This is a genomic window from Priestia sp. YIM B13489, from assembly GCF_042787645.1.
GTDB lineage: Bacteria > Bacillota > Bacilli > Bacillales > Bacillaceae_H > Priestia > Priestia megaterium.
The window spans coordinates 189,933-200,000 of record NZ_JBHZOQ010000036.1; the positions used below are offsets into that span (position 1 = coordinate 189,933).

Annotated in this window: 8 protein-coding genes (1 of these 8 cut by a window edge); all 8 read right to left on the minus strand. The window is 38.3% G+C overall.

Annotation, left to right across the window (positions count from 1 at the left end):
* Positions 1–54: 54 nt before the first annotated feature.
* Positions 55–1,191 (minus strand): SH3 domain-containing protein, encoded by a 1,137-nt coding sequence (locus ACFX4W_RS02860; protein WP_483879984.1) that lies wholly within the window; start codon positions 1,189–1,191, stop codon positions 55–57.
* A gap of 143 nt (positions 1,192–1,334) precedes the next feature.
* Positions 1,335–2,051, minus strand: a complete 717-nt coding sequence (locus ACFX4W_RS02865; protein WP_013054976.1) for a YebC/PmpR family DNA-binding transcriptional regulator — start codon at positions 2,049–2,051, stop codon at positions 1,335–1,337.
* Positions 2,052–2,912: 861 nt separating this feature from the next.
* Positions 2,913–4,715, minus strand: coding sequence for a glutamine--fructose-6-phosphate transaminase (isomerizing) (gene glmS, locus ACFX4W_RS02870; RefSeq protein ID WP_043977775.1), 1,803 nt, complete (start codon positions 4,713–4,715; stop codon positions 2,913–2,915).
* A 430-nt stretch (positions 4,716–5,145) separates the two neighbouring features.
* A complete protein-coding gene (gene glmM / locus ACFX4W_RS02875; RefSeq protein WP_013054973.1) occupies positions 5,146–6,492 on the minus strand; it encodes a phosphoglucosamine mutase in 1,347 nt (448 codons plus the stop codon).
* 28 nt (positions 6,493–6,520) lie between these two features.
* A complete protein-coding gene (locus ACFX4W_RS02880) occupies positions 6,521–8,074 on the minus strand; it encodes a CdaR family protein (RefSeq protein WP_280560691.1) in 1,554 nt (517 codons plus the stop codon).
* Positions 8,067–8,888, minus strand: coding sequence for a diadenylate cyclase CdaA (gene cdaA / locus ACFX4W_RS02885; protein ID WP_013054971.1), 822 nt, complete (start codon positions 8,886–8,888; stop codon positions 8,067–8,069). Before cdaA ends, ACFX4W_RS02880 begins: the two co-directional genes overlap by 8 nt.
* A gap of 192 nt (positions 8,889–9,080) precedes the next feature.
* A complete protein-coding gene (locus tag ACFX4W_RS02890) occupies positions 9,081–9,686 on the minus strand; it encodes an anti-sigma factor family protein (protein ID WP_043977769.1) in 606 nt (201 codons plus the stop codon).
* Positions 9,687–9,700: 14 nt separating this feature from the next.
* On the minus strand, positions 9,701–10,068 hold the 3' portion of the coding sequence (gene sigW, locus ACFX4W_RS02895) for an RNA polymerase sigma factor SigW (RefSeq protein ID WP_013054969.1). The gene runs 196 nt beyond the window's last position; only the last 368 of its 564 coding nucleotides appear in the window; its start codon lies beyond the right edge, outside the window; it ends in the stop codon at positions 9,701–9,703.

The following is a 10,068-nucleotide window of genomic DNA, read 5'->3' on the forward strand; positions in this document are numbered from 1 at the left end:
CTTTTAATTACATAAAAAAGCAGCTGAACTGTCAAAGTTCAGCTGCTTTCTAACTTAATATTTATCTAATTCACTTACAGGAGATTGAATAATAACCGGATTTTTCTCTGGGTTTAACCATTTTAAAATAGAGACAACTTGTTCTTTAGAAGTAGCCGTACATCCTGCGGTATAATTTGTTCCTACATGGAAGAAGATTGCACTTCCCTTTCCTGGCGTTCTAGATTCGTTATAATTAATGACGAACCCATAGTCGTAAGCGGGGATGTCCATGTTCTCAGCGCTCGTCCAGCGGCCATTAGCCGGCTTTTGCTGCCACGTATTATATAGAGAGCTTTTTGAATCGTCTACCCACACATCATTTGCTGTAATCTTTCGATATGGAAGCTTAGTTCCAGGGTTTGCATAGCGTCCGAATGCTGTGCCAATTGTATATTTCCCTGTCGGAGATTCCATATCTCCTTCTTTTTTCGATAAAGCGAATCCTTTTTGTCCAAGTACACCGTTCGCAGTTAAAACTTGCTTCCATTTCCCATCAACTTTTTCAAACGTTTGAATTTTAGCAGACTTCGTATCGTAGTTATCTGCTGTAACTAAGATGACTTGCTGAGCGTTACCTAACGTTTTAAAAGAATCGACTACGAGTTTTGGAGACGCTGTAGCTGAAGCCTGTACATAGTCACTGCTTACATAGCCTGTGCGGCCGTTATAGTTAATTTTGTACCAGCTTCCGCTTTTGCTCACCACGGACAGCTTCTGGCCTTTTGTCACACTTCCTATGGATGCATAGCTAGTGCCCGCTCCGCTTCTTACATTCAGCGTGCTTGCCGTTACTGTGTACGCTGTGCTTTCTGCTGGCGGCGTTGTTGGGGCCGTTGTTGTTCCGGATGCTTGTACATAATCGCTGCTTACATAGCCCGTGCGGCCGTTATAGTTGATTTTGTACCAGCTTCCGCTTTTACTCACCACAGATAGCGTTTGATCTTTCACTACGCTGCCGATAATCCCGTAAGTCGTTCCCGCTCCGCTTCTCACATTTAGCTTGCTTGCCGTTACTTTATATGTAACTGTCGCTGCATATGCCTTTTCTTGATTTCCTCCGATTGAGCCAAAGCCAGGCGTTACAGCCGTTGCAAGTGTAGCTGTTAACGCCATCCCCACCATTAATTTTTTCAACTGCTTTCCCTCCATTTATCTCTTATAAAATTCTACTATTTTCTATTCTTAATTCATTATCTTACCATATTCCAAAAGAAGGGAAAGGGTCAATAGATGCTTTTCACACGGCCTATAAAAAAAGACAGACCTCTTTGATAGGTCTGCCTCTTTCACTATTATCCTAAATCAACGTTGTGATATACTTGCTGCACATCTTCTAGGTCCTCTAATGCATCAATCATTTTTTCAAACTGAGCTTGTGCATCTTCAGGAAGAGTTACATCATTTTGAGCAAGCATCGTTTGCTCAGCTACTGTAAATTCCGTAATACCAGCATCGTTGAACGCTTTTTGTACCGCATGGAATTGATCCGGATCAGCATAAACAATTACAGAATCTTCTTCTTCTAAAATGTCACGCACGTCTACATCTGCTTCCATTAACAGTTCTAGCGTCTCTTCTTCATCCTTACCTTCTACCCCAATAACAGCTGTTGGATCAAACATGTACGCTACTGATCCGCTTACTCCCATATTACCACCGTTTTTACCAAAAGCAGCACGCACGTCTGAAGCTGTTCTGTTTACGTTATTCGTAAGAGCATCTACGATAACCATTGAGCCATTTGGTCCAAAACCTTCGTAACGAAGATTATCGTAATTTTCTTCTGATCCGCCTTTTGCTTTTTCAATCGCACGGTCAATAATTGCTTTTGGCACATTGTATGTTTTCGCGCGTTCTAATACAACTTTTAACGCTTGGTTTGATTCTGGATCTGGCTCGCCTTGTTTCGCAGCCACATAAATCTCACGGCCAAACTTGGCATATATACGACTTGTATTAGCATCTTTTGACGCTTTCTTTTCTTTAATATTGTTCCACTTACGGCCCATATTGTTTCACTCTCTTTCAAAATTGAATCTAATAAAATAAATAGGCAATGATATATCCGTCTTTATTATACATCAATTCCCTCTTATCTTTCGAGTTTAATACCTAAAAAAGACAAGCAATCTTTTGGTATATTTCATTAACTAAATAAATGAGAAAACCATTTGATAACCGGCTGAATGATTTTTGTATATACATTTTTAAGCGGTTTGTATATACATCTCATCCAAATCCACCGTAAAGGATAGTAGATCATATGAATTACGATCCACTTAACTCCTTTCCAGAAACAGAGAAATATACGCTGACAAAATGAAACCACAGGGATAACAATTTCATTATAAAATGGCAGCACAACATATTTCCAGAAAAGATAACAAGGGTAACAAACTAGATACAACACAGGGTATAAAACGTACTTCCATATAAATCTAGTTATAGGCAAAAAACATCGTTTCCAAACGAAGAAAATAAAAGGATAGATGAGGACACTCCATAGCCAAGAAATAGGATAAACGAACAAGAAACGTATAATGTATCTCCAAATGAAATCAATGACAGGTTGAATAATTCTTGTTCCTATCCATATGAGGGGCTTAGCGATAAAATATATCCATAGCTTACACAAAATTTGAAATACAAAATAAAAGGGAAAATACAAGACAAAAAAAATGCCTCGCAACACGTACTTTATACTTTGAGCTACTCCACTAATACTTTTCACTTCCTTTTTTATAAGTGAGTTTCGTTCATTTACCTACTCTATTATATAAAATAAATTGAGCAAGCAAATATATTTTTTAGCTCAATGAGAATTATATACAAAAACACCCTTCTATAATAGAAGGGTGTCTAGAACCTTATTATTCGACAGTAACTGATTTTGCTAAGTTACGTGGTTTATCTACATCGCAATCGCGGTGCAATGCAGCGTAGTAAGAGATTAATTGTAAAGGAATAACCGCTGCTAGTGGTGAAAGTGTTTCGTGAACTTTCGGAATCACGTAGCGATCTTCTTCTGTTTCTAATCCTTTCATTGAAATGATACAAGGATTAGCTCCACGTGCTACTACTTCTTTTACGTTACCACGGATGCTTAAGTTTACATGCTCTTGTGTTGCTAATGCAATAATTGGCGTATTGTTTTCAATTAAAGCGATTGTTCCGTGCTTAAGCTCTCCTCCAGCAAACCCTTCTGCTTGGATGTAAGAGATTTCTTTTAGTTTTAACGCACCTTCTAAACCTACATAATAATCGACAGAACGTCCAATAAAGAATGCGTTGCGAGTTGTTGCTAAGAATTGAAGAGCAATGCTTTCCATTTCTTCTTTGTCGTCGCAAAGTACTTCCATTGTGTTTGCTACGATTGCTAACTCTTGAACTAAATCAAATTCTAATTCAATGCCGCGTGTTTTTGCTGTTACAGCCGCTAGAATTGATAGCACTGCTAATTGAGCTGTATAAGCTTTTGTTGATGCTACAGCAATTTCCGGACCTGCATGAAGTAATAACGTATAATCAGATTCACGAGATAATGTTGATCCCGGAACGTTTGTGATTGTTAACGCTTTGTAACCTAGTTCTTTAATTTGAACTAATACTGCACGGCTGTCAGCTGTTTCTCCACTTTGAGAAATAAAGATAAACAATGGCTTTTCAGATAAAAGCGGCATGTTATAAGAGAATTCACTTGCTACGTGCACTTCTACTGGAACCTTCGCCCACGTTTCAATGAATTGTTTACCTACTAGGCCTGCATGATAGCTTGTTCCACATGCTACGATATAGATGCGGTCTGCTTCATCCATTGCTCCTAAAATGTCTGCATCAATGTGCAGTTCATTGTTCTCATTTTGATACTCTTGAATGATTTTACGAACAACTAAAGGCTGCTCATCAATTTCTTTTAACATATAGTGAGGGTACGTACCTTTTTCAATATCACTTGCATCAAGCTCTGCTGTATAAGGTGCTCTTTCTACCACTTCACCATCAAGCGTTTTAATTGTTACGCCTTCTTTTGTAACAATTACTGTTTCTTTATCCATTAATTCTACGTACTGATCTGTTACTTGAAGCATTGCCATAGCATCGCTCGCTACAACGTTAAATCCTTTGCCAACACCTACAAGAAGCGGGCTTTTATTTTTAGCTACGTAGATTGTATTTTTATCTTCGTTATCAACAAGAGCTAGTGCATAAGAACCGTGAAGCAAGCTCACTGTCTTACGGAACGCTTCTTCTACATCTAAGCCTTCTGCTGCGATTTTTTCAATTAACTGAACGATTACTTCTGTATCCGTTTCGCTTTTGAACGTTACATCTTGTAAATATTCACGTTTCAAAATAGCATAGTTTTCAATTACACCGTTATGCACAAGTGTGAAGCGTCCAGATGTACTTTGATGCGGATGAGCATTTTCTTGGCTTGGTACACCATGAGTTGCCCAACGCGTATGACCGATACCTGCTGGTGCTACAACACTGTTATCTACTGCCTGACGCAATTCTGCAATACGGCCTTTTTCTTTGAATACGTGTACGCCTTCATTGTTAACAACTGCAATACCTGCTGAGTCATAGCCACGATATTCTAACTTTTCAAGACCACGTAATAAAATTTCTTTCGAATCTTCTGTTCCAATATATCCTACAATTCCGCACATAGATAAAATCCTCCTTCATGTATGAAAAGAGAGTCTCTTTTCATCATCAATGATTATCATCTCAATGCTTTTGTCCAATAAGTCACCTCATTGTTTTTCACATCAAGTTTTCGGCCGTGATAATCAACAACCGGGAGGCATCCGCCGATACTTCGATAAACCTCCTCCTCGTCAACTAAGTCGTTTCCGTCCCTTTACTTAGTTCAGGCGCTTTGTATTCACTTTTAAACTAGATTGTTCACTCCTTTACATAAATTAAGAGACGAACAGATTTAATATTACAATAAGAAGTGAGAAAACGTCAATTATCTTCTTTACTATCTGTAAAAACAGCCTTTAGCATCAGATAATTTCCAAGAATTTTTCTCAACAATATAAAAATATGCATAAACGGCTTGAAACGTCACCGCTTATGCATATAATTAATGAATTACTCTAAGCCCATTTCTTCTTTTACTACTTCTACGATACGCGTTACATAAGTTTCACATTCTTCTTGTGTTTGTGCTTCAACCATCACACGTACTAACGGCTCTGTTCCTGAAGGGCGTACAAGTACTCGGCCATTACCGTTCATTTCTTTTTCCACTTCTTCAATAACCACTTTTACCTTCTCGTTATCTGTAACATGATGCTTATCTGTTACTTTTACATTTACAAGAAGCTGAGGATATTTCTTCATTTCGGCTGCTAATTCTGATAAAGGCTTTTTCGTTGCTTGCATAATATTTACAAGCTGAATAGCTGAAAGCATACCGTCACCTGTTGTGTTGTAATCTAAGAAAATAATATGACCTGACTGTTCTCCACCTAGGTTATATTGATTAGCTTTCATTTCTTCCACTACATAACGGTCGCCTACACCAGTTTGTGCACTTTCAATCCCGCTAGCTTCTAGTGCTTTATAGAAACCTAAGTTACTCATAACGGTAGAAACAAGCGTGTTTTTCTTTAAACGCCCTTGTTCATACAAGTATTTTGCACAAATGAACATGATTTGATCACCGTCTACAATCTCGCCTTTTTCATCGATTGCGATTAAACGATCTCCGTCTCCATCAAATGCTAACCCAACATCCGCTCCTTTTTCTTTTAAGAAGGCACTTAATGCTTCCGGATGTGTAGATCCTACACCGTCATTGATGTTTAATCCGTTTGGAGATGCACCCATTGTAGAGATATCTGCATCTAAATCTGCAAATAAATGTGCTGCTAAAGATGACGTTGCCCCGTGCGCACAGTCTAATGCCACATGAATACCTGAGAAGTCTTCATCAACCGTTTGTTTTAAGTATTGAAGATATTTTTGTCCACCTTCGAAGTAGTCATTTACCTGACCTAAATCTCCCCCAACAGGTCTTGGTAATTGATCTGTGTCACTATCCATTAACGCTTCAATTTCATTCTCTTGGGCATCTGAAAGTTTAAATCCATCTGGACCAAAGAATTTAATTCCGTTATCTTGAACTGGGTTGTGCGAAGCAGAGATCATGACTCCTGCTTGTGCGCCAAGTGCTTTTGTTAAGTACGCTACCCCTGGAGTTGAAATAACACCTAGTCGCATAACTTCTGCTCCAATTGAAAGCAATCCTGCAACAAGCGCTCCTTCTAACATATGACCAGAAACGCGTGTATCGCGTCCGATTAATACTTTTGGTCGCTCTGAATCTTTTGTTAGAACGTAACCACCTAAGCGTCCAATTTTAAAAGCAAGCTCAGGAGTTAATTCACTATTGGCAACTCCTCGTACTCCGTCTGTTCCAAAATACTTACCCATTAATTTTCTCTCCTTCATGTCAAAACATTTAGTTTCCTGCTGTATTATCTGTCTGTCCATCTACGGGTGTAGAATTTTCATCACTTTGATTATTACTACTGTCGTCACCAGTTTCTGTACTATCTGTTGGTGTATCTGTATTGTCTTCAGGTGTATCAGTCTCTTCGCTTGGTTTATCAGCTGAATCACCTGAATTTCCCGTCCCAGGATTTGTTCCTGATCCAGTTCCCGTGTCTGGCTTTGTTTCTTTATCGCTCGTACTTCCACTTGTTTCTTTATCTGTTTGCTCATCATTTGTCCCTGATTGTTTTTTCGCTGTTACACGAACTTTTGCCTGTTTAATCGATAGAGCTGATGTAACAGAGTCGGGACTATTTATCATAATAGGAACCGTGTGCTCCCCGGCAGATAAATTCCCTACATTCGCTGACAAGCTAATGCCGCTTTTCGTCAACTTATCTAAATCAGATTTTGGTCCTTTTACATCTGCATCTACTGAAGTAGGAGAAAGCAGTTCATATGTGTACTTTGAGGATTGACCAGTTAAAGAAACCGGTAAATTCTTAAATGACTTAGTCTCAGCTGCACTTGCATCCGTTTCTTCTGCGTCTTTCTCATCACCTTGTTTGTCTACTTCCACATGAACGGTAATTTGTTTAGGACTTACACTATCTATTCCGTCTGGAACAGGGACGTTCACCTTAATATCTTTAGATTTCGTAATACCGGTAACATCGACTGGAATATTATCAATTTTATCGATTTTTTCTAAAGAATCAGATGGACCGATAATTTTTACTGTATCTGTTTTAGGCTCTAGCTTCGTAATGTTGACACCGTCGCCTGGCGTGCCTTCTTGAACCACATCGATCGGCACTTTTTTACTAATATTTCTCACTGGGATTGTTACATTGACCGTTTCTGGTTGAACTGTTACGTTCAATTTATTTAAATTCTTGTCTAGTGCGACAACAGTTGCTTGTTTCGTCACTGTTTTTGAAGCATTATCTAAATCAATAATAGCTTTCACATAAGCAACTTGATCCAATTGACTTGATGCGCCCGTTACCGTGACGGCTCTTGGACTAACGGTTGCTTCCCCTGCTTCATATCCATTCTTGACCTTGTTTTTATCATAGCTTGCCTCTACTGAAAACTGTTTTGAATCGCGTTCTTCAATTGTTACGTTTACAATATCAGGCTTAACCACTACGTTTAAATTATCAGAGATATTTCGATACTGAACCTTGACTCTATGCTGCCCTAAGCTTAAATTATCAAGGTCAATATAAGCTTGATAATCTTTTTGTAGCTTTGTTTGAGCCAAAATATTTTTAGGACCTTCCAGTGTCATAATAACCGTATCCGGAACACCTCTTACAATTCTGTTCTTCTCATTATAGGATACTTGAACCGGAACATCTGTTAATGTTTCTACTCCAGTGTTGGCAGAACTGCTTCGGTTCAGAATCTTATTTGATGAACTGGCACCATCATCTAAATTAACAGATAAATATAACATGAAGGCTAACAGCAACGCGATAATTTTCATAACCCACGATCGATTCATCAATTTATCCATTCTTCTTCAACCTCCATTGCCAACGAGTGGAAGAAGTTGCTTTAGAAGTTGTGACTAATTCTTTTTCTAGCATTTCTCTCAATGTATCAATTGTCAATTCACGATACAATTCACCATTTTTGGTAACGGAAATGCCTCCAGTTTCTTCAGATACAATGACAGTCACACTATCTGTTACTTCACTTATTCCTACAGCAGCACGATGGCGAGTACCTAATTCTTTTGAAATAAAAGGACTTTCAGATAAAGGTAAGTAACATGCTGCAGCGGCTACTTGATCCCGCTGTAAAATAACCGCTCCATCATGAAGTGGTGTATTTGGTATAAATAAGTTGATTAATAATTCAGAAGAAATATTAGAGTTGAGCGGTATACCTGTTTCAATATAATCACCCATACCCGTCTCTCTTTCGATTGAGATCAATGCACCTATGCGTCTTTTAGCCATATAATGCGTTGCTTTTATAATCGCCTCAATCGTAACGGTACGTTCATCTTCTTCAGGCAAATTACTGCGTGAAAACAAACGTCCTCTCCCAAGCTGTTCAAGCGCTCGGCGCAGCTCTGGCTGGAAGATAATAATGATAGCTAAAAACCCATACGTTAACGCTTGGTCCATTAACCATTGCAGCGTATTTAGTCCAAGGAAGTTACTTATAAAGCGAACAACTAAAATCACCGTGATTCCTTTTAAAAGCTGTACTGCTTTTGTACCTCTTATGACCATAATTAATTTATATATGACGAACCATACCAGGAGAACATCAACAATTTTTCCTAAATATGAGAGGATTGGCAGGTCTCCAATAGGCATCTTCTCACTTCCTCTATATATGTAATAAAGATAACATAACCGTTTTATTATACCATAAAACAAAATTACACTGTAAATTACATCTTATTTTTAAATCCTTGTTCCTATATAATGTAGCCTTCTTTTTATATAAATAAAACCGTCCACTGTTCCTCTCTAACAAGATAAGCGGACGGTTTTATGTTTCAACTATTAAAAGTCAACAGCTTGTTTGGCATGAGTTTTGACGTTATACCATACCCAGTCAAAAATCTTGTCTAACTCTTCAATATTGCCTGTCACTTCTCCTGCAGATGCTAGATACTTATCACCATGTATAACAGTAACGTTTCCATCTACTTTTCCTTCAATTTTAATATCGCCATTTCTCACAGTAATATCACCTTTGACGGTCTCACCTTTTGGTACAACGACTGTTTTATCGTGAATGACCAAGTTCGGCTGCTTTGAAACAGAAAAGTCTTCATCCGTTTCCCAAGCTGAAAACACGGTGCCTGACATTAACAGCACAAATACAGCAGCTGCACTAAGAATCGGGTGGTTTGTAAACCATCTATTCATTCGAATTCGATTCTTCTCACGTGGTAACCCAGCCATAACACCTGCTGTAAAGTTCATAGGTAATTCTATATGAGAAGTGCTTTGCACAAATGCAATGGTTCTTTTTAACTGATGCATATGCTGCTGACAATCTTTGCATTGATGCAAATGCTCTTTTAATAACAGTTCATTTTCTTTTGTAATATCTCCATCTAAATGCTCATGAATGAGATTTACATACATTTTTGGACATTTCATTCTTAGTTCACTCCTTACAAGTGGCGAAGTCGATTTCTTAAAGCTTCACGTCCTCTGTGAATTCTAGTCTTTACCGTACCAAGAGGCAGGTCTAAAATATCGCTGATTTCTTTTAACGACAGCTCATCTATATATTTTAGGACAATGACAGTTCGATATTTCTCAGGTAGCTTTAATATTTCCGACTGAATGAATTCTTGCAATTCTACTTGCTCTAGTTCTTCCTCTGGTAAGGCCTGATCGGCAGCTATTTGAGAGTACATATTTAACCCGTCGGTCCCGGCTACTTCTGCATCTAAATAATAGTCTGGCTTTTTTTTACGAATTCGATCAATACAAAGATTTGTAGCAATTCGATATAACCAGGTGGAAAACTTTTTAC

What these genes read in the sequence shown, in the direction of transcription:
- ACFX4W_RS02860 (WP_483879984.1), bottom strand. Translation starts at nt 1,191, where the DNA reads ATGGAGGGAAAGCAGTTGAAAAAATTAATGGTGGGGATGGCGTTAACA.
- ACFX4W_RS02865 (WP_013054976.1), bottom strand. Translation starts at nt 2,051, where the DNA reads ATGGGCCGTAAGTGGAACAATATTAAAGAAAAGAAAGCGTCAAAAGAT.
- glmS (WP_043977775.1), bottom strand. Translation starts at nt 4,715, where the DNA reads ATGTGCGGAATTGTAGGATATATTGGAACAGAAGATTCGAAAGAAATT.
- glmM (WP_013054973.1), bottom strand. Translation starts at nt 6,492, where the DNA reads ATGGGTAAGTATTTTGGAACAGACGGAGTACGAGGAGTTGCCAATAGT.
- ACFX4W_RS02880 (WP_280560691.1), bottom strand. Translation starts at nt 8,074, where the DNA reads ATGGATAAATTGATGAATCGATCGTGGGTTATGAAAATTATCGCGTTG.
- cdaA (WP_013054971.1), bottom strand. Translation starts at nt 8,888, where the DNA reads ATGCCTATTGGAGACCTGCCAATCCTCTCATATTTAGGAAAAATTGTT.
- ACFX4W_RS02890 (WP_043977769.1), bottom strand. Translation starts at nt 9,686, where the DNA reads ATGAAATGTCCAAAAATGTATGTAAATCTCATTCATGAGCATTTAGAT.